Annotated in this window: 19 protein-coding genes; 14 read left to right on the top strand and 5 right to left on the bottom strand. The window is 39.8% G+C overall.

Going from position 1 to position 20,083, the window contains the following annotated elements:
- Positions 1-590 precede the first annotated feature (590 nt).
- Complete coding sequence (locus ACFQ3Q_RS10725; RefSeq protein WP_380745646.1) at positions 591-1,250, bottom strand: DUF4294 domain-containing protein; 660 nt, start codon at positions 1,248-1,250, stop codon at positions 591-593.
- A 155-nt stretch (positions 1,251-1,405) separates the two neighbouring features.
- On the opposite strand from ACFQ3Q_RS10725, the gene ACFQ3Q_RS10730 reads away from it, so the two are divergent.
- Together ACFQ3Q_RS10730 and ACFQ3Q_RS10735 are read left to right on the top strand one after the other, a co-directional pair.
- The gene (locus ACFQ3Q_RS10730) at positions 1,406-2,494 is read left to right on the top strand and encodes a M42 family metallopeptidase (RefSeq protein ID WP_380745648.1); all 1,089 of its coding nucleotides are present in this window, start codon (positions 1,406-1,408) and stop codon (positions 2,492-2,494) included.
- Between the two features lie 148 nt (positions 2,495-2,642).
- A complete protein-coding gene (locus ACFQ3Q_RS10735) occupies positions 2,643-3,719 on the top strand; it encodes a DNA topoisomerase IB (RefSeq protein WP_380745651.1) in 1,077 nt (358 codons plus the stop codon).
- A 50-nt stretch (positions 3,720-3,769) separates the two neighbouring features.
- On the opposite strand, the gene acs is transcribed toward ACFQ3Q_RS10735, so the two are convergent.
- The 3 genes from acs to ACFQ3Q_RS10750 form a co-directional block, all read right to left on the bottom strand.
- Positions 3,770-5,677 carry an acetate--CoA ligase gene (acs, locus tag ACFQ3Q_RS10740; protein ID WP_380745654.1) on the bottom strand — a complete coding sequence of 636 codons (1,908 nt, stop codon included), beginning with the start codon at positions 5,675-5,677 and terminating at the stop codon, positions 3,770-3,772.
- 209 nt (positions 5,678-5,886) lie between these two features.
- Positions 5,887-6,834: a phosphoribosylaminoimidazolesuccinocarboxamide synthase gene (locus tag ACFQ3Q_RS10745; RefSeq protein ID WP_380745657.1), complete on the bottom strand. Its 948-nt coding sequence runs from the start codon at positions 6,832-6,834 to the stop codon at positions 5,887-5,889.
- Between the two features lie 79 nt (positions 6,835-6,913).
- Positions 6,914-7,867, bottom strand: a complete 954-nt coding sequence (locus ACFQ3Q_RS10750; protein WP_380745659.1) for a PhoH family protein — start codon at positions 7,865-7,867, stop codon at positions 6,914-6,916.
- Between the two features lie 230 nt (positions 7,868-8,097).
- Between ACFQ3Q_RS10750 and ACFQ3Q_RS10755 the strand changes: the two genes are divergently transcribed.
- The 5 genes from ACFQ3Q_RS10755 (at position 8,098) to dnaN (ending at position 13,009) form a co-directional block, all read left to right on the top strand.
- Positions 8,098-8,931 (top strand): SAM hydrolase/SAM-dependent halogenase family protein, encoded by an 834-nt coding sequence (locus tag ACFQ3Q_RS10755; protein ID WP_380745662.1) that lies wholly within the window; start codon positions 8,098-8,100, stop codon positions 8,929-8,931.
- Between the two features lies 1 nt (position 8,932).
- Positions 8,933-9,235 (top strand): putative quinol monooxygenase, encoded by a 303-nt coding sequence (locus tag ACFQ3Q_RS10760; RefSeq protein WP_380745665.1) that lies wholly within the window; start codon positions 8,933-8,935, stop codon positions 9,233-9,235.
- A gap of 44 nt (positions 9,236-9,279) precedes the next feature.
- Positions 9,280-10,017 (top strand): gliding motility-associated ABC transporter permease subunit GldF, encoded by a 738-nt coding sequence (gene gldF / locus ACFQ3Q_RS10765; RefSeq protein WP_380745667.1) that lies wholly within the window; start codon positions 9,280-9,282, stop codon positions 10,015-10,017.
- 3 nt (positions 10,018-10,020) lie between these two features.
- On the top strand, positions 10,021-11,691 hold the full coding sequence (gene gldG, locus ACFQ3Q_RS10770) for a gliding motility-associated ABC transporter substrate-binding protein GldG (protein WP_380745670.1): 1,671 nt from the start codon (positions 10,021-10,023) through the stop codon (positions 11,689-11,691).
- Between the two features lie 199 nt (positions 11,692-11,890).
- Positions 11,891-13,009 (top strand): DNA polymerase III subunit beta, encoded by a 1,119-nt coding sequence (gene dnaN / locus ACFQ3Q_RS10775; protein ID WP_380745672.1) that lies wholly within the window; start codon positions 11,891-11,893, stop codon positions 13,007-13,009.
- A gap of 151 nt (positions 13,010-13,160) precedes the next feature.
- Here dnaN and ACFQ3Q_RS10780 read toward each other — a convergent pair whose 3' ends face one another.
- Positions 13,161-13,499, bottom strand: a complete 339-nt coding sequence (locus tag ACFQ3Q_RS10780; RefSeq protein ID WP_380745675.1) for a DUF4870 domain-containing protein — start codon at positions 13,497-13,499, stop codon at positions 13,161-13,163.
- 172 nt (positions 13,500-13,671) lie between these two features.
- Between ACFQ3Q_RS10780 and mnmE the strand changes: the two genes are divergently transcribed.
- The 7 genes from mnmE to ACFQ3Q_RS10815 all read left to right on the top strand — a co-directional run bounded on the left by mnmE (position 13,672) and on the right by ACFQ3Q_RS10815 (position 20,051).
- Positions 13,672-15,084: a tRNA uridine-5-carboxymethylaminomethyl(34) synthesis GTPase MnmE gene (gene mnmE, locus ACFQ3Q_RS10785; RefSeq protein ID WP_380745678.1), complete on the top strand. Its 1,413-nt coding sequence runs from the start codon at positions 13,672-13,674 to the stop codon at positions 15,082-15,084.
- 307 nt (positions 15,085-15,391) lie between these two features.
- Entirely contained in the window at positions 15,392-15,760 is a 369-nt protein-coding gene (locus ACFQ3Q_RS10790) for a helix-turn-helix domain-containing protein (protein ID WP_380745681.1), read from the top strand.
- Between the two features lies 1 nt (position 15,761).
- Positions 15,762-16,904: a tyrosine-type recombinase/integrase gene (locus tag ACFQ3Q_RS10795; protein ID WP_380745684.1), complete on the top strand. Its 1,143-nt coding sequence runs from the start codon at positions 15,762-15,764 to the stop codon at positions 16,902-16,904.
- The gene (locus ACFQ3Q_RS10800) at positions 16,894-17,769 is read left to right on the top strand and encodes a hypothetical protein (RefSeq protein WP_380745687.1); all 876 of its coding nucleotides are present in this window, start codon (positions 16,894-16,896) and stop codon (positions 17,767-17,769) included. The genes ACFQ3Q_RS10795 and ACFQ3Q_RS10800 overlap by 11 nt, the downstream gene beginning before the upstream one ends.
- Before the next feature lie 219 nt (positions 17,770-17,988).
- Positions 17,989-18,327: a helix-turn-helix domain-containing protein gene (locus ACFQ3Q_RS10805; RefSeq protein WP_380745690.1), complete on the top strand. Its 339-nt coding sequence runs from the start codon at positions 17,989-17,991 to the stop codon at positions 18,325-18,327.
- Between the two features lie 28 nt (positions 18,328-18,355).
- Positions 18,356-18,787: a hypothetical protein gene (locus ACFQ3Q_RS10810; protein ID WP_380745692.1), complete on the top strand. Its 432-nt coding sequence runs from the start codon at positions 18,356-18,358 to the stop codon at positions 18,785-18,787.
- The gene (locus ACFQ3Q_RS10815; protein WP_380745695.1) at positions 18,777-20,051 is read left to right on the top strand and encodes a DUF3987 domain-containing protein; all 1,275 of its coding nucleotides are present in this window, start codon (positions 18,777-18,779) and stop codon (positions 20,049-20,051) included. The genes ACFQ3Q_RS10810 and ACFQ3Q_RS10815 overlap by 11 nt, the downstream gene beginning before the upstream one ends.
- The last annotated feature ends 32 nt before the right edge of the window (positions 20,052-20,083 follow it).

Raw genomic sequence — 20,083 nt, forward strand, 5'->3', positions numbered from 1 at the left:
ATCAATGAACTTTCGTGTAACCATAAAAAAGTTACCTCGCCGAAATAAAAGGAGTTGAACCTTTTCTTAAACTACCACTACCCGTGGATTTCGTTGTTGTTTCAGTCTGTTTCAGATCGCTCGCTTTACCTGAAAGCGGGTGCAAATATACAACCCTTTTTCTTTCCTGAGCAAACATTTTTTAAAGTTTTTTTGAAAAAAATTTCGAAGCCAAAACTCTAAAAAATTACAGTACCTAAAGAACGTGACGCCCTGCGCTCAGCCTCATTTGCTGCCTCGCAAAGCGGGTGCAAATATACAGGCTTTTTTTCGAATCCCGCAAAACTTTTTTGAAAAAATTTTTGAAGAGCTTTTCAGAGCAAATCACCCCTACTATCCAAAAAAAACAAGACTCTCAATGAACTTCCGCCTCACCCCCGAGAGCAAGCCCTCAGCGCCTAAGCGGCTGCAAATATACAAGGCTTTTTTACTCTGGCAAGAGCAATTCTAAAGTTTTTCAAAAATTTTTAAAACCGGAAAAACTAAACCACTGAAAACAATCTGGTTACGATCGAAAATAAATGTGAAATAAAATTTAAAAAACGACTCTCCTACTCACTTCGGGTTTTCAAAGTCCTTTTCTCAGAAGCATCACTACTCCATTTATCGGTAAGTTCAATATACTCAAAATCGAGAGCTGTGGCTTGTGGCTCCAGGACATCAGCCTGGAAAGACCGCTGTAGTATGTCCTCTATTAAATAGTCTTCGTGATTAGACTCAGGATCATATTCTTCCTTTAAAGAGATATCAAAGAAGCTGGCGGTTGTATTATACCAGAACGCTCTCCATCCGCTTTTGAGGTTCTTTACAAGATTAAAAGCCGTAGTTCCCGTTTGACGATGAATTAGTTTCACCAGTATCTGCCCTTCGGTATGAGTAAGCTTCTTCAGTTCTGCAGAAAATTCCTCCTCGATATAATTCTGAACCATTTTGGTGTATTTCTTCCTGGCTCCTTTCGATTCTATCCTGTCTAAACGACTATTAAGCTCAACCAGCCTTTCTGATGCCAGTTTTGCATAAGGATAAACTTTACGTGTCTTTCTCCTTAATATAAGGTAACGGCGTTTATCTTCCAGGGAATTAAAATGCAGTTTTTTCAGAATCACCACCTCATCGAGATCTATGGCTTCCCGGGGAACCGAGTCACCGGCTATTAACATATAGCGTTTTTCCAAAGTATCTTCCTCCTTAATATTTTCCTGAGAAAACATTAAGGTCGAAATAAACACTAATATTATAGACAAAAAATACTTCACTACACTCTGTTAAGGGTCCGTCTCATCTGCACCAAAATCATTCCAAAATTAATCAATCTCCGGTTGCCATCCATTTTATTCTTATTAAATTCGTGGAAATTTAATGTGATATGAAGCAAGAAAGTATATTAAATAAGAAATCGGTCGAATTTCTTGAGAAATACCTCAACAATGCCGCACCAACAGGTTATGAATCTGAAGGCCAGAAGATGTGGATGGAATACCTGAAACCTTATGTAGACACTTTTATTACCGACACCTACGGTACGGCAGTGGGAGTGATAAATCCTGAAGCTGAATTTAAGGTAGTAATAGAAGGACATGCCGATGAAATTTCCTGGTATGTGAATTACATTACCGATGATGGCCTTATATATGTAGTAAGAAACGGAGGAAGTGATCACCAGATCGCCGCCTCCAAAAGAGTAAATATCCATACTAAGAACGGAATTGTTAAAGGGGTGTTCGGATGGCCGGCCATACACACCAGAAACAAGGAAAAGGAAGAATCTCCAAAAATGGAAAACATCTGTATAGATGTAGGATGCTCCACCAAGGAGGAAGTTGAAAAACTTGGAGTTCACGTTGGTTGTGTGATCACATACCCCGATGAATTCTTTATTCTGAATGAAGATAAATATGTATGCCGCGCGCTTGATAATCGTATTGGCGGGTTTATGATTGCAGAAGTAGCACGTTTGCTGAAAAAGAACAAGAAAAAATTACCTTTCGGTCTTTATATCACCAATTCGGTACAGGAAGAGATCGGGCTACGAGGAGCAGAAATGATCACTCAGCGCATTAAGCCAAATGTTGCCATCGTGACAGACGTAACCCACGATACCACTACCCCGATGATTGAAAAGAAAACCAATGGTCTAACCAAAATTGGAGACGGTCCGGTTATTTTTTACGCTCCTGCCGTTCAGAATAAACTTAGAGACCTGCTTATAGAGACTGCCGAACAAAAGAAGATCCCGTTCCAGAGAGCGGCTTCTTCAAGAATGACAGGTACAGATACCGATGCTTTTGCTTATAGCAATGGCGGAGTAGCCTCTGCATTGATCTCGCTGCCGCTTCGTTATATGCACACCACTGTAGAAATGGTTCATAAGCACGATGTGGAAAACGTGATAAACCTTATCTATGAAAGCATCCTTAAAATTAAAGAAGGTGATACTTTCAGCTATTTCGAATAAAGTACAGACGCAAATATTATTCAGTAGACATTTCAAAAAACTCCTTTTCGAAAACCGAAAAGGAGTTTTTTTATTTTCCTTAATCTAACTTTCACAGTTCTTTATCAGCTGTTAAATACGAAGCTGCCTATATTTAAAGAAAAAAGCTATGACCATTTCTCAGGACGAAGTTCACACGCTGATAAAAAACCCGGTTGAAGCCGTTGAAATGGCAAACCTTATTTACGTTTCTGAAGATCATCTCTCCATTGAACGCCGAAAAGTAGGGCGCGGCTTCACTTATTTGAACAGGGGAAAAAGGATCACCAAAAAGGAAACCCTGAAACGAATTAAAGGTCTGGTAATTCCACCGGCCTGGAAAGAGGTAAGGATCTCAAACCAGAAAAATGGCCATTTACAAGCGGTAGGACGTGATGAAAAAGGCCGGAAACAATATATGTATCATCCCTTATGGCGTGAAATAAGAAACCAGACAAAGTTTTTTAAGATGGCTGCCTTCGGGGAAATTCTGCCCAGGATCAGAAAACAGGTGGATAAAGACCTTGATATGGAAGAGATGACACAAAGAAAAGTACTGGCACTTATCATCCGCCTAATGGAAGAAACCCACATTCGTATAGGAAACAGCTATTACGCGAAAGCGAACAAAACATACGGACTTTCCACTTTCAGGACACGCCATGTTAAAACCCATAAAAATCAGCTGAAATTTGAATTTGTAGGAAAAAAGGGAAAGGAACATTCGGTTAGCGTAAAGAACAAAAAGCTGATAAAACTGGTGAACCAGTGTGAAGATATCCCCGGCTGGGAATTATTCAAATTCTTCGACGAAAACGGACAAAAGCAAAGCATAGACAGCGGGATGATCAATGATTATATTCACGATATAAGCGGGGATATATTTTCTGCTAAGGATTTTAGGACCTGGTCTGCCAGCAAGATCTTTTTTGAAACCCTGAAGGAGAATGGGTATTCCGAAGAAGAGAAAGAAAATAAAAGGAACATTCTGAATGCCTTTGACGCTGCAGCAACGGGGCTTGGAAACACCCGGGCGGTATGCAGAAGTTATTATGTACACCCAAAAATTGTGGAATCATACGAAACCGGGGAAATCGTGCCTTATTTCAGAAAAGTAAAAAGGGATGAAAGAAAAAATTACGCATCTCTGTCTGAAACAGAAAAGGTGATCCTGAAAATGATCCAAGATTACGAAATTGAAGTATAAAAAAAGCCCCTTTTAACGGGGCCTTTTAAATCAGTTAAACGGGCTCAATACTAAAGAGCTCCTTCTATGATCTCTTCAACTACTTCCGGATTCAGTAAAGTTGAAGTATCACCGAGGTCTGAGGTGTCCTTGGAAGCGATCTTTCTCAGGATACGCCTCATAATTTTACCACTTCTCGTTTTCGGAAGACCGCTAACGAACTGGATCTTCTCCGGCTTGGCGATTGGTCCTACCTTATCGGAGATCTGCTGATTGATCTCTTTTCTAAGGTTATCGCGATCTCTTACCTCTCCGGTATCTTTTAAGATCACGAAGCCATATAATGCGTTCCCCTTTATTTCGTGAGGGAACCCAACCACTGCCGATTCTGCTACGGCCGGATGTTCATCTATGGCATCTTCTATTGGCGCGGTACCCAGGTTATGGCCTGAAACGATGATCACATCATCTACCCTACCTGTTATTCTGTAATAGCCAACCTCATCACGTAAAGCTCCATCCCCGGTAAAATATTTATTCTCATAGGCCGAGAAGTAAGTATCCTTATAACGCTTATGATTTCCCCAGATGGTTCTGGCAATAGATGGCCAGGGAAATTTAATGCACAATCTGCCATCTACCTGGTTCCCTTCCAGCTCATTTCCTTCATCATCCATTAAAGCCGGCTGAATTCCCGGAAAAGGCAAGGTTGCATAGGTAGGTTTAGCAGGAGTAACATAAGGAATTGGGGAGATCATAATTCCCCCGGTTTCCGTTTGCCACCATGTATCCACAATAGGGCTCTTATTTTTACCTATATTATCATTGTACCAGTGCCAGGCTTCCTCGTTAATAGGTTCCCCTACGGAACCAAGTACTTTTAAGGATGACAGGTCGTGATTTTCGACAAGATTCAGGTTCTTTTTAGCCAAAGCCCTTATTGCAGTTGGTGCGGTATAGAACTGATTTACCTTATGTTTTTCAACTACTTCCCAGAAACGGCCAAAATCGGGGTAAGAAGGCACCCCTTCAAACATCAGGGTTGTGGCTCCATTCGCAAGGGGTCCGTATAATATATAGGAGTGACCGGTGATCCATCCGATATCGGCGGTGCACCAGTACACATCATTCTCTTCATAGCGAAAGATATTCTTAAAGGTATACGCAGTATAAACCATATAACCTCCCGTGGTGTGAAGCATCCCTTTCGGGGTTCCTGTAGATCCCGAAGTATAAAGAATGAAAAGCGGGTCTTCGGCATCAAGAATCTCCGGGACACATTCATCTGAAGCTTCATCAAGTAAAGGCTGCAACCATTTATCTCTTCCTTCTTTCATATTTACATCGGCATTGATGCGTTTTGCAACCAATACGGTTTCCACATCGGGACATTCTTCAAGAGCATCATCTACGATGCCCTTAAGGTCTATGGTCTTGTGACCGCGATATGAGCCATCTGAGGTGATCATCATTTTACAGTCGGCATCTTTGGTTCGGGTTGCAAGAGCTTTAGAAGAAAAGCCCGCGAAAACCACCGAATGTATAGCCCCAATCCTTGCACAGGCAAGCATTGCCACAGAAAGCTCCGGAATCATAGGCAGGTAGATACATACCCTATCCCCTTTTCCGATACCATTTGCCTTCAGGACGTTCGCAAATTTATTCACCTCCTTATGAAGCTGATTATAGCTGATATGCTTTGCTTCTTCCTTAGGGTCGTTAGGTTCCCAGATGATCGCTGTCTTATCTCCACGGGTAAGAAGGTGACGATCTATACAGTTTTCGGTGATATTAAGTTTGGCATTTTCGAACCATTTGATCTCGGGTTTGGAAAAATCCCAGCTCAGGACATTATCCCATTTCTTTCTCCAGATAAAATGCTCTTCTGCTACCTCTTCCCAGAAATTCTCCGGTTCGCGAACCGATTTTCTATAAACCTGGAAATATTCTTCCAGATGCTTGATATGATAGTTACTCATAATTTAATTTAGGTTGGTGCGGTTAATTTTCAATTTGCTCTACAATGTATAAAATTGTTTAATAATCCTTCCTAATATTAGGTTAAGTAAATTTTTAACATAAGTAGAATTTAAATATATAAATTTTCACATAAGTAGACTTCATTGTAAAAACAAAAAAGCCGGAATGATCATTTCATTCCGGCTTTTAAACCTTGTAAATGCTGTGTCTACCCGAGGTACTTTAACACATTGTCTTCAATACGCTTTTCGATGTTAGAGACATCAGCTTTCTCAAATTTCTCTCCGGTGATCTTTTCATAAAGTTCAATATATCTCTCGGATACCGATTCAATATATTCGTCACTCATTTCAGGAAGCTGCTGCCCTTCCTTTCCCTGGAACCCGTTTTCAATAAGCCATTGCCTTACAAATTCTTTTGACAACTGCTTTTGAGGCTCATTATTTTCCTGGCGTTCCTCGTATCCCTTCATATAAAAGAATCTCGAGGAATCAGGAGTATGTATCTCATCTATAAGGACGATCTTTCCGTCTTCGGTCTTCCCGAACTCATACTTGGTATCGACCAGGATAAGCCCCCGCTCTTTCGCGATCTGCCTTCCTCTTTCGAAAAGTTTCCTGGTATAATCCTCAAGAACCTTATAATCATCTTCTGAAACTATTCCTCTTTTCAGAATGTCTTCCCTGGAAATATCTTCATCGTGATCTCCCTGCTCGGCCTTGGTAGCCGGGGTAATAATTGGATTTGGGAAACGATCGTTTTCCTTCATTCCCTCAGGCATTTTCACACCGCACAGTTCTCTTTTTCCCGCTTTATATTCCCTCGCAGCGTGACCGGAAAGGTATCCCCTGATCACCATTTCAACCTTAAAAGGCTCACATTTTTTCCCCACCGCAACATTAGGGTCGGGTGTAGCTTCCAGCCAGTTAGGAACAATATCCTTAGTGGCCTCCATCATCTTGGTAGCGATCTGGTTAAGGATCTGTCCTTTATAAGGAATTCCTTTAGGCATCACCACATCAAAAGCCGAAAGACGATCGGTAGCGATCATCAGCAACCTGTCATCTTTTAGTGCATATACATCTCTTACTTTTCCTTTATAAACTGATATCTGTCCCGGGAAATTAAAATTAGTACGGGTAATAGTATTGTTCATTTTAATTAATCTTCTGCTTTGATTTTTACTATCTATTTTCATTAAAAAAGCCCCACAGTTTACACGTGAGGCTCTTGTATTATTCGGTATGTTCTATTTCCTTGTAAGCGGCAATGATCTTCTTGACCAGTTTGTGTCTTATCACATCTTTATCATCCAGGTAGATCATCCCCACTCCCTTCACTTCTTTGAGCACAAGTAATGCTTCCTTTAATCCTGAAATTGTTCTTCGGGGAAGGTCGATCTGCCCGGGATCTCCGGTGATCATAAATTTGGCATTTTTCCCCATCCTGGTCAGGAACATCTTCATCTGGGCGTGAGTGGTATTCTGCGCCTCATCCAGAATCACGAATGCGTTATCCAGAGTTCTACCCCTCATAAATGCAAGGGGTGCTATTTGTATTATTCCTTTTTCAATAAAGGTGTCCAGCTTTTCTGCCGGGATCATATCGCGCAACGCATCATAAAGCGGTTGCATATACGGGTCCAGTTTCTCTTTAAGGTCTCCCGGAAGGAACCCAAGGTTCTCCCCTGCTTCCACAGCAGGACGGGTAAGGATAATTCTCCTTACCTGCTTTTCCTTCAGGGCTTTTACCGCTAAGGCCACTCCTGTATAGGTCTTACCGGTACCTGCCGGACCAATGGCGAATACAAGATCGTTCTTACGGGTATACTCTACAAGTTTACGCTGATTGGCCGTCTGCGCCTTAATGAGCCTGCCACTTACCCCGTGAACCAGGACTTCTCCACTTTCGTCTGAAGTCGCGTAATCTTCACGGCTTTCACTGGTCAGCACCCTTTCAATCACATTCTCATCCAGTTTATTATACTTGCTAAAATGATCGGCAAGCATCGAAAAACGCTTATCAAATTCTTCCAGTTGCTCTTCGTCACCATAGACCTTGATCTTGGTCCCTCTGGCTACAATTTTTAGTTTGGGAAAGTACTTTTTTAGCAGCTCTATATGTTCGTTATGTTGTCCGAAAAATTCCCTTGGGTTGATCTCTGAAAGTTCAATGATAAGTTCGTTCAAAAGCCTATGGTTTTATGTTAATATCGATTCCAAAACATCCTGACATTCTAACTAAAGATAAGTATTTTGAATTTGTACAACCAATTTCAAATACTAATTTTGTAAGACGGGACAGGCTTTATTTTATCTGCAATTTGAAATGTTTTGATGAAAATAAATTATCTTCGCCTACTATACAAACTTACATAAAATAACCTGTCACGGGTTAAAAAAATATTAACAATCACTATATGGCCATAATCACTTTAACGACCGATTTTGGAGAGAAAGATTACTTTTCAGGCGCAGTTAAAGGAGCTATTTACAGTGAGTTGCCGGACGTAAGGATTGTTGATATTTCACATTCCATTTCTCCTTTTCATATTAGCGAGGCTTCATATATCATAAAGAATGCCTACCAGAGTTTTCCAAAGGGAAGCATTCATATTATCGGGATCGATTCAGAATTAACCCCGGAAAACAAACATCTGGCGGTTTTACTGGATGATCACTATTTTATTTGCGCCAATAATGGTATACTTTCGCTCATCGCTTCTGAAATACGGCCTGCAAAGATCGTGGAGATCAATATTCACGATAAGATAGAGACCAATTTCCCGGTCCTGGACGTTTTTGTTAAAGTTGCCTGTCACCTGGCGCGCGGCGGAACACTGGAGGTTATTGGCAAGAGCATCACAGAGATCAAATACCTGAAGCAATTTGAGCCTCTCATTAATACCGATAAGAATCAGATAATTGGGCACGTTCTTTATATAGACAATTACGGGAACGTAGTGACCAATATTTCACGAAAGCTCTTTGATACCATCGGTAAAGGAAGGGATTTTAGTGTTAGTGCAAGAAGTGTAAGCTTCAATGAAATTCACGAGACTTATAGTGATGCCATAAATTTTAATATCGACAAGGAAAAGCGTGGCGAAGAAGACGGAAAAAAGCTCGCGGTTTTCAATTCTGCAGGATATATAGAGCTCGCCATTTATAAAAGCAACCCTACTACCGTGGGGAGCGCGGCAAGTTTGTTCGGACTTGAGAACAGGGATACCATTACTATAAAATTTGAGTAAGATGCTGGTAAGAATAGTGAAAATGGGCTTTAAGCCCGACAAAATAGAAGAGTTCCTTTCCGATTTCGAAAAGAAGAAGGAGATGATCAGAGGTTTTGAAGGTTGTGAATTCCTGGAGCTTTACCGGGACAAGGACAATACAAACCGGTTTTTTACGTATAGTTACTGGCAGGATGAAAAAGCTCTTGAGCGATACCGGCATTCCGAATTATTCAAAGGAGTCTGGGCCAAGACCAAGGTCTTATTCAACGAGAAACCTGAAGCCTGGAGTGTAGACAAAGTTTATTCCAGCGACTCCAAATAATCAAGCAAATCTGATATCTTGCATTTTGAAACAGAAAACAATTAATGCTCGCCATACTAAATAAAGAAATACAATCCTTTTTTTCCTCCCCTATCGGTTACCTTGTGATCGGGATTTTTCTGGTGGCTTCAGGCCTGTTCCTCTTTGTATTTACCGGCGATTATAACATTCTCGATAATGGCTTTGCCGATATCAAACCATTCTTTAACCTCGCGCCCTGGATCTTTATCTTTCTGATTCCGGCAATAAGTATGAAGAGTTTTGCCGAAGAAAAAAGACAGGGAACTATGGAGATCCTTTTCACCAAACCTATAGGACTCTGGCAGCTGATAACAGGGAAATTCCTTGGGGCTTTTATACTGGTGAGCCTGGCGATCCTGCCAACATTATTATACGTGTTGACGATAGACCAGCTGGGAGATCCGGTCGGGAATTTCGATTTAGGAGCGACAATGGGATCCTATTTCGGGTTGCTTTTTCTGGCTGCCTGCTATACCGCCATCGGGATCTTTTCATCAAGTCTCTCCTCTAACCAGATCGTGGCCTTTATCATCGCGGTTTTCCTTTGTTTCCTGAGTTATTTTGCTTTTGAAGGGCTCGCTGGCCTGGGAGTAATCGGGAACTCCAGTTACGGGCTGGAATACCTGGGGCTTAGTTATCACTACAGGAGCATAAGCCGCGGGGTGGTAGATACCAGGGACCTGATCTATTTTATGAGCATAATCGTATTATTTCTGAAAGCCACTCAATTAAAACTGAAATCCATACAGCAAAACTCCTGAGATTTGAAAAAGGCCGCAACATATAAATCTTTCGCGATCCTGCTCATAATTTTAGCAGCTGTAAATATTCTGGCTGCAAATTATTTTGAACGTTTCGACCTTACCCAGGATAACCGGTACACCCTTTCTCCGGCGGCAAAAGAAATAATCACAGATGCCAAAAGACCGGTGATCATTGATGTTTTTCTTGAAGGTGATTTCCCCCCGGAATTCAGAAGACTTAAAAATGAGACGAGGCAGCTTCTGGAAGAATTCACTGCCTACAACAGCAACATTCGCTTCAACTTCATAAATCCGCTGGAAGAGGGCGATGATGCGAATGCCGTTGCCGAGGAATTTTACCGGATGGGGATGACCCCCGCCCGACTTAATGTAAAAGAAAACGGGAAGACCAGTGAGGCAATTATTTTCCCGTGGGCCCTTGCCAATTACGGAGATCAGACCGTAAAGATCCCGCTCCTAAAGAACAAACTGGGCGCTACAGATGAGGAACGCGTAACCAACTCGGTGCAACAGCTGGAATACGCTTTTGCTGACGGACTTAGTAAACTTATCTATCCGCGGAAGAAAAAGATAGCGGTTATGCGAGGTAACGGAGAACTGGCCGATGCCCATATCGCTGACTTCGTGAAGACCATACAGCAATACTATTTTATGGCCCCCTTTACCCTGGATTCGGTAGACGCCTCTCCGCAAAGAACGCTGGACGAACTTAAGGAATACGACCTGATCATTGAAGCCAAACCGACCCAGCCTTATACCGAAAAAGAAAAGTTGGTTTTAGATCAGTATTTAATGAGCGGCGGAAAAGCCTTGTGGCTTGCAGAAAGTGTGGCGATGGAAAAAGACAGTCTCCTGAACCCGGCCGGAACCGGCTTTGCACTACCAAGAGACCTTAATTTAACCGATTTTTTCTTCTCTTACGGGATCAGGATAAACCCTGTTTTGATCAACGACATTTACTCTGCGCCCATTATTCTTGCGTCCGGGAGCGGAAACAATACCCGGTTCAATCCCTACCCCTGGTTTTACAGTCCGCTTACCTCCTCTCCTAACACCCACCCTATAATCAACAATATCGAGGCGGTGAAGTTCGATTACGCCAACCAGATCGATACGCTTAACAACGATATTAAAAAGACCGTTCTGCTTAGCAGTTCTCCTAAAACAAAGGTAGAAGGCACTCCCAAACAAATTAGCCTGGAAATGGTCAGCCAGCAACCGAATATCGCCTCTTACACTGACGGAGAACAGCCTTTGGCCGTACTTTTAGAAGGCAGATTCACTTCACTTTATAAGAACCGTATAAAGCCTTTTGAAGTCGATAATTTCATCAAGAAAGGAAAAGAGACCAAAATGCTGGTGATCTCCGATGGTGATGTCATTAAGAACGAAGTTCAGAAAGGTAAGCCTCTTGAGCTCGGCTTTGAAAGATACACGGGAAATACTTACGGGAACAAGGAATTTCTGCTGAATGCGGTAAATTATATGCTTGATGATAACGGCCTGATCGACATCCGGTCTAAAGAGATCAGCATCCCTTTTCTCGATACTCAGAAAACACAAGCAGAGCGTACCAAGTGGCAGGTGATAAACCTTGGTCTTCCCTTGCTCCTGCTGCTTGTTTTCGCCTTCCTTTTCAGAGCCTACAGAAGAAGGAAATATATCAAATAGGTCATTTTAGAAGACCTGAATTCGATTTGAACTCTACATATTAACAATTTCTTACATTACATTTCTCAAAAGGTACTGATTCAGCGACCTCAAGCTTATTTTCTTCACATTTTCCTGTTAATAAAATATGACTGAAGCTGTTAAGATTTTTCAAGTATTCAAATATATTTGTAACTGATTCAAATTAATCAACAAGCCGATGAAATTTATTGTATCCAGCAGTTACTTGCTGAAACAGCTACAAATACTTGGAGGTGTTATTAACAACACGAACACCCTGCCGATCTTAGACAACTTTTTGTTTGATCTGAAAGAAGATGAATTAACGGTTTCAGCCTCAGACCTTGAAACCACGATGTCTGCGAAGTTAAAGGTAGAATCAGATTCCGAAGGGAAAATAGCCGTTCCGGCAAAATTGCTTTTAGATACACTTAAGACCTTCCCGGAGCAGCCGCTGACCTTTGTAGTTGAAGACAACAACACTATAGAACTTAGTTCTAACCACGGGAAATATGCCCTTGCCTATGCTGACGGCGAAGAATTCCCTAACCCGGTAGAACTTGAGGAGCCAAGCAGTACTGTTATAGAGGGAGATATTCTTGCAACTGCTATCAGCAAGACCATTTTCGCTTCAGGAAATGATGATCTTCGTCCGGTAATGAGCGGAGTTTTCTTTCAGTTCTCTACAGACGGGCTGACCTTTGTGGCAACAGATGCTCATAAACTTGTAAAGTATTCCAGGGAAGATGTTAAGGCATCCCAGGCTTCAGAATTCATTATGCCGAAGAAACCTTTAAACCTTTTAAAAGGGATCCTTGCCGGCAGTGAGAGCGAAGTATTGATCGAGTATAACGAATCTAATGCTAAGTTCACTTTTGATGATACCCAGCTTATTTGCCGATTAATTGACGGGAAATACCCGAACTACGAAGCGGTGATCCCGAAAGAGAACCCGAACAAGCTTACCATAGAAAGAAACCAGTTCCTGAGTTCTGTAAGAAGGGTATCTATTTTCTCTAATAAGACCACTCACCAGGTGAGACTTAAAATTGCAGGAGCCGAATTGAATATTTCAGCTGAAGATGTTGACTACAGCAATAAGGCTGAAGAGCGTCTAACCTGTGCTTATCAGGGAGATGATATGCAAATAGGCTTCAACTCAAGATTCCTTACTGAAATGCTGAACAACTTAAGTTCAGATGAAGTTCAACTGGAAATGAGTCTGCCTAACAGGGCAGGTATTCTTACCCCGGTAGACGGACTTGACCCGGGAGAAAAGATCACGATGCTTGTGATGCCGGTAATGCTGAACAGCTAAAAAAAGAGCTTAATAATAAAAAAAAGCGCTGTCAAATAGATAGCGCTTTTTTATTTGAAAGCAATAGAAAACCCGATCAAATTATCTGATGACCGGGTTTCCTAAATTAAGACAAACTATAGATTCTTTCAGGCAGTTTTTTGAGTTGCCTTTATTTTATGATTTCAATACTTAGAGGATAAGATGGCATTTCTCCGTTGCTCACTTTTATCGCATTCAGAATTGGAAATATCAGAGCGATAATTCCGATAGCGATCAATAGAAATATCCCTAACCCGAACAAAATGATAAGCGGAATGGAAAGTATGCTGTAGATAAATAAACTGATCTGGAAGTTCAGGATCATTTTTCCGTGAGCATCCATTCCTGCTACTTTATCTTTCTGCGTAAGCCATAAGATTAACGGCACTATAAATCCCCCGATTCCGGTAACCAGGTCCAGAAGCTGGCTCAGGTGAGTGATCATTAACATTTGATTATCTTCTCTCATAATTTTATAGGATTAACGGGGACTTATGCTGTCCTGTATTAGTATGACGCCTGAGCTTAAAATTTGTTACAATAAAATCCTGTTTTTCCCTTGGTCAGGACAAAATGTAAGCCCTGCTCAAAACCAAAGACTGAAGGCTGGAAACTGCAAACTGATTTATTACCTTTGCCCTATGAAATTGAACGATACCATAGTCGCGCTTGCCACTCCCTCGGGTGCCGGTGCTATTGCCGTAATACGGGTTTCAGGACCTGAAGCCTTATCTATTGTCGCACCTCTATTTAATGCAAAGAGCAAAAAAGAACTAAAAGAGCAGCCTTCACATACGCTGCATCTTGGTAATATCGTTGACGGGGAGCGTACTTTAGATGAAGTGTTGGTATCGATCTTTAAAGGCACCAGGTCTTATACAGGCGAAGAGACCGTTGAGATTTCCTGTCACGGAAGTCCTTATATCCAGCAGGAGATCATCCAGTTACTGGTTAGGAAAGGATGCCGTTCAGCTGAAGCCGGAGAATTTACCCTTCGCGCTTTCCTTAACGGAAAAATGGACCTGAGCCAGGCTGAAGCCGTAGCCGACCTTATTTCTTCGGAAAACCAGGCTTCCCACCAGATGGCGATGCAGCAGATGCGTGGCGGCTTTTCAAATGAAATACAAAAACTAAGGGAAGAATTGCTCAATTTCGCTTCTCTTATAGAGCTCGAGCTTGACTTTGCTGAAGAAGATGTTGAATTCGCCAACCGTGATCAGTTCAAAGAACTTATTTTTAAAATCCAGAAGGTTCTGAAAAAACTGGTTGATTCATTCGCTACCGGAAATGTATTGAAAAACGGAATTCCCGTAGCTATCGTCGGGGAACCCAATGTTGGGAAATCTACCCTGCTGAATTCCCTTCTGAATGAGGAACGAGCCATAGTTTCGGAGATCGCAGGAACCACGCGTGATACCATAGAAGATGAAATGAGCATTGGTGGAGTGGGCTTCAGATTTATCGATACGGCCGGGATCCGTGAGACCAAAGATGTAGTGGAAAGCATTGGGATCAGAAAAACCTTCGAAAAAATAAACCAGGCGCAGGTGGTGGTTTACCTGGTAGACAGTTCCAGGCTTAAAGCCGATAGTGACAGACTTAAGGAAGTTCACTTTGAAATTGAAAAGATCAAAAATAAATTCCCGCAAAAACCCATAATCATTGTTGCGAATAAGGTAGATCAGCTTTCCGCAGAAGAAAAGGAAATGCTGGAATCTGATCTTGGCAACATCCCGCGTACCAACCTGAAGTTACTTTCGGCAAAAACCGGTACCGGTGTGGATGAACTTAAGGATAAACTGCTGGAATTCGTCAATACCGGGGCGCTTAGGAATAACAACACCATAGTGACCAACAGCAGGCACTATAATGCACTTCTCAAGGCGCTTGAAGAGATCAACAAAGTGGAAGAAGGCCTTAACGCAAACCTATCGGGAGATCTTCTGGCAATCGATATCCGCCAGGCTTTACATCATTTCGGGGAAATAACAGGAGAGATCACCAATGATGACCTGCTGGGGAATATCTTTGCGAATTTCTGTATTGGGAAATAGAAACACAAACTAACAAAAAACAAAATCAACCAAATCGTAAGTATAACAATAGATAAAAGGCAAACCTTATTATTTTAGCTTTTGTTAAAAGGTACAAATATTAGCTTATTTGTACCTTTTTTTCATAAAACTTTTATTAGATTCGCTTTAAGAATGTCTCTTATTTCATCTAAAATGAAACTAATGGAAGTGTCCCTTAATTATGGAGAAATGATGTCCACTTATTTATCCTTATCGCCTTCAAAAAGCCCTAGCGAAATGTCCCTTATTTCTCTTAAAGGCTCTTACAAATCCTCAATAGATATTTATGAGCTCTAATATTAGAATTAAGAAAAATTGCCAATTATGCAATAGTGAATTCATCGCTAAAACAACGGTTACAAAGTATTGCAGTGACAACTGTGCTAAGATTGCTTACAAAGCCAGGAAACGGGCCGAGAAAATAAATAAGGCTCGCAATCCAGCACCAAAAACACAGAGCAAGAAAAGTGATTTGAGCGATATTCAACAAAAAGATTACTTAACGGTGAAAGAAGCTTCCCTCTTACTTGGATGTTCTTCAAAATCTATTTACCGAATGATCACTAACAAAACCATTCAGTCGGTTAATCTGGGACAACGTATGACACGAATCAAACGCACTGAAATAGATACGCTATTCAACCAAAAAGCTTAAAATGAAGAAAACCACGGTTACCCTACGATTTAAAAAGCTCAAAAGCGGAATGCTTAGCCTATACCTAGACTATTACCCCCCAGTTATAATCCCTTCCACAGCTAAACTATCTCGCCGGGAATTTCTGAAAATGAAAATATATGAGGTTCCAGAAAACGAATGGCAACAGAAACATAATGATGCTCAAATAGAGTTGGCGGAAGAAATTAGGGCAGCAAGATTTCTACAAATACGAAATAAGGAATTTGGGTTGGTAGATAACATCCAGCATAATGTAAATTTTTACGACTTCTATAATTCAATTGTAGAGGAATATTACAATACTGGCAGCAAGGGAAATTATCATTCTTGGAAAGCTTCTTTAAAATACTGGTTTGAATTTGCTGGAAAAGATTTGGAATCAAGAAAACTCACGAAATGGCATGTAGACCAATACCGAAATTTCCTGCTTACCACCAATAACCTTCGTACCAATAAGAAAAAGCTCGCTAATAATACAGCTTCCGCATATTACAAACAGTTCATCATTATCCTTAAAAAAGCATATAAAGAAAAGATCCTTCCCAGTAATCTTGCTGAGGATGCAAAATACATTAAAGAAAAAAGGAATATTCGTGAATATGTTTCTGAAGAGGAATTGGGTAAATTATGGAAAACTCCCATAAATAGTCCAATCGTTAAACATATGGCCATGTTTTCGGCCTTGACGGGCTTACGGTATTCTGATGTAGTGAAACTAGAATGGGATGATGTTTTTGAAGATACCCACCAGGGCACCTATATTCACTTGAGAGAACAAAAAACAGATCATCGTCATACTCACCCTATTTCGCAAGCAGCTTTAAAAATTCTTAAGTCACAAGAAAGCACTGAAGGTAAAATTTTTAGCGACATTCCATATTACAAGGTTATCAGAGAACTTAAAAAGTGGGTTGAAGATGCAGGAATTAAAAAGAAAATTTCATTTCACAACTTCCGACATTCTTTCGCTATTATCAACCTATCAAAAAACGAAAACATCTATACTATAAAAGATCTATTGGGTCACAAGAATATTACGACCACACAGATCTACCTTCAAAGTATGGATAAAAATAAAATTAAAGCTGTCAATAACGTAAACGTAGATTTGGATGGACTATAAAGGAACCTACAATTATTTTTTCAAAGCAACTCAGAGGAGGTTAACACATATTCTCCAATCAGAATTAGAAAAATATAAAAAACAAGACCGTCCTTTCAGTTATGCCGACCAGAAGACCTTAGAACAATATAATCTTCAGCTTAAGAAAATAAAAGAAAGGTGGAACTATGCAAAGTTTAAACCACTCATTGATATGATAGGCTTAAAGAATACCAAATATTCCAAGCATGCATTAAACAGAATCCTTTCAAATGAAATAAAGGAAGAGTTTCAGAAATTAAATACAGGTAGTAACTATAAATATTTCATAGCTCAATTAGCGCAATTAAGAGCTTTGGAAGAGGGAATCATCAATTATCAAAATAATCGTCCTTATTACGACCGATGCTATCAAACTAATGCCATCGACAAAGTATCTTTATATAAAATTGAAGATGGGTATAACACTTTAGATGACTTCCATGAAAGAGGCAGACACTTAAAAATGGATCAAGACCATGGTATCACAATTAAAAGCTTAGATACAACAGATGATGTCAAACAAAATACATTAGCAGAAAGCTTGACACAGGATGAAAAAGTACTCATTGTAAAGGTGCTATATAATCTCAAGGTTCCGCTCCACAGACTTCTGAGGGCACCTGAATTTTATCGGTTAATCTTTTTAACGGAAGACCTATTCGATAACCGTATAATTGAAAAGAAATTATCTAATCAATCGGTATATAGAAAACTAGGGGAACATGTTGACGTCAGTAAAAAATCGGAAAGAGAAAATATTGAAAACCTGATCCAGAAACTGCAAAGATTAAAAGTAGATAGGTTTATTCCAGAATTAAGAAAATTGCTAACTAAAACCACCTAGAACAAACTAAATCTACTTTACTCAAAAAACCAGCAAGTAATTTCTTGCTGGTTTTTTTGTGTCTTTATGCGTTATTCTGAATGAAACAACCAAAATAAGATATTGATTTACTTCTACTTAACTTAAAAAACACATTATCACCTCTCCTACACCCAAGGTCTCTTATCCCCTACTCTCAAAGTAATTTTGCTTCAAGTTTAACCCATAAAATTAGATAAGATGGAAAACGTAATTATGATCCAGGAGAAGGATCTAGAGCAATTTACTTTAAGAATGTATGACCTCCTTAAAAACAAAGAAAAAGAAAAGACTGCTGATGAAGATGATATCATCGACGTAAAATCAGCTGCAAAAATTTTAGGGCTTAGTCCAGCAACTGTTTATGGAAAAACTCATAGAAATGAGATTCCGTTTTTCAAAAGAGGAAAGAAACTTCGCTTCTCAAAATCAGCTTTAATAGAATGGCTAAAGGCTGGAAAAAATCCGGTCGAAACATTTTCAACAAAGGATGTGAAAATAAGAGCAAGTGAGTATTTACTCAAGAATAAAAGATTTTAACCGTAAAACAAACGTAAAATTCACGCTTATGTACCAAGAAATTTGCAAAAACTGCAGCAAGCTATATATCCCAAAAAGAAGAGGAGTTCAAAAATATTGTTCTGATTCATGTAGAAGTAGAGCTTACCAAAAAAGAAAATCAACCGGTTTAAAAAAACCCGCAGGTCTAACAACAAAAAAGTCTGAGGAAGTTAAAAATGAATCCTCGCCAACTATTAATGCGGCCTCAATTATGAATGCATTTATAGCCGCATTCGGATACGATGCCATAAAAGGATTATTGACACCAGCTGGAAGTAAATCGGTTACCAGAAATGATTTAAATAAGTTGATCGAAAGAATAGACAGAAGATATATTCAACTGAGAAATGTTCCTATGAGAAATGACGGCACTTATGCTTTTTGTGATAAGAAAACTGAAGCTCTTGTTTATCTAAAAATTAAGAATCATGGAGTTTAAAAGTGAAAAGGACATCGAAAAAGAAATCATTTATCAGAGTAGCTCCCCTGAGGAAAAAGCAATTCTCGAATTAGAATCAATTATTGAAACGTTACCTGATAGCATTAGATCTTTGATAAATGAAGCTTTCATCAAAAATCAAATACCAAAGGAGTATTTACTAAGCTCAATAATTTTTGCATACAGTAATGCTACTGGATTAGCTATCGGATTAGATTCGATGGGTTTTGACAACTATGGAAATCTTTATTTGGCGCTAATTGGAGGACGTGGAGATATGAAATCACCAGCAATGAAGTTGGCCATGAAGCCATTAAAAACTTTTGATAATGAAAAATACCATGAATATGAATCTGAGAGGAAGGAGACTTCAGAACCGGAAGGCATTAAAAGAAAGCAATTGTTGATACAAAATGCAACCATTGAAGCTGCGCATTTAACACATTATCATAACCCATACTCATTGGGAATTTATATGGATGAGCTTTTCCAACTGATTAATAAAATGGGTAATCCAAATAGCAGTGATGGTCCCGCCTGGAGAGAGTTGTTACTAGAAGGTAATACAAATGAGGTTGTGGATATTAAAAGGAAAACTATGGAATCTTACCGAATTGAACAGGCTTATCCAGTTCTTCTTGGGTCAATTCAGAAGGAATTTATTCCCAAACTATTTGGAGGTGGCAATTTGGAAAGTGGTCTTGTAGATCGGTTCCTTTTTAGTTATAAATTGACTCATAACCCTAAATTGAGTAAAAATGGGATCAACTCTAATACTTATAGAAAATACAAGGATAATTTATTAAGAGTTCTTGAATTACGAGATGGTATTGAAGATGGCAATGAATCAAGATTAATGCTTAAATGCAGTATGGAAGCTGAAGATGTCCTCTACAACTACAAACAGAGTTTAAGTAACGAACAGCAAACAGCTTCGCAGCTAATGCAGCCATATATTTCTAAAATGCAAATCAATATTCATAAACTAATAATTATCGTGCATACCATTTTTGAATCTCAATCCCCTCACTATGCTATGACAATCTCGACTAAAACGGTTGATATAGCCATAAAACTATTGAATTTTTATAAAATGAATTTTGATTTGATATGTCAGGAATACTCCAATGATAGTTCAAAAAAGCTTGATCTTGATTCGGTTATACAGCTAGGATTTAATAATGGTGCCAGCCTAGAAGAAATAGGAAAAGTTATCGGGAAAAATAAATCTACGGTAAGTAGAAGATTGGCAAAACAAAAGTAATGCAACGTGCAACACGCAACTCAAAGACTTTC

The sequence above is a fragment of the Salegentibacter chungangensis genome (genome assembly GCF_042678405.1).
Classification (GTDB): domain Bacteria; phylum Bacteroidota; class Bacteroidia; order Flavobacteriales; family Flavobacteriaceae; genus Salegentibacter_A; species Salegentibacter_A chungangensis.